General features: G+C 42.5%; 1 protein-coding gene. It reads right to left on the bottom strand.

Going from position 1 to position 273, the window contains the following annotated elements; genetic code table 11:
- Positions 1-273, bottom strand: a 273-nt coding sequence (locus SB717_RS35795; protein WP_410907719.1) for a SufD family Fe-S cluster assembly protein, incomplete at both ends; no start/stop codon positions are given.

The following is a 273-nucleotide window of genomic DNA, read 5'->3' as shown; positions in this document are numbered from 1 at the left end:
ATTAAGTTCGTAACGTTCTCTGAAATTGTGTTTCCGTCATTCATAAGGCCTAGAGCCCAATCAATGCGGCCGTCGCGTCCAACAACACCGCGGCGGTTAACGTAAGTTGTTACGTCTTTTGCTAATAGATCAACCGCACCGAATTTCACTTGTGCGCCTTGTTCCACAATTACTTCTGCTACGATATTTGCAATACCTTTAGCATTTTCATTTGCAACATAGTTTTCTACATAAGTTGCAGTACTGTTCGCATCAGCTACGAATAATACGTGG

Source organism: Priestia sp. SIMBA_032 (assembly GCF_046535215.1).
Classification (GTDB): domain Bacteria; phylum Bacillota; class Bacilli; order Bacillales; family Bacillaceae_H; genus Priestia; species Priestia aryabhattai.
Note: the sequence above shows the minus strand (reverse complement) of the source record. Positions and strands in the feature narration are given on the sequence as shown.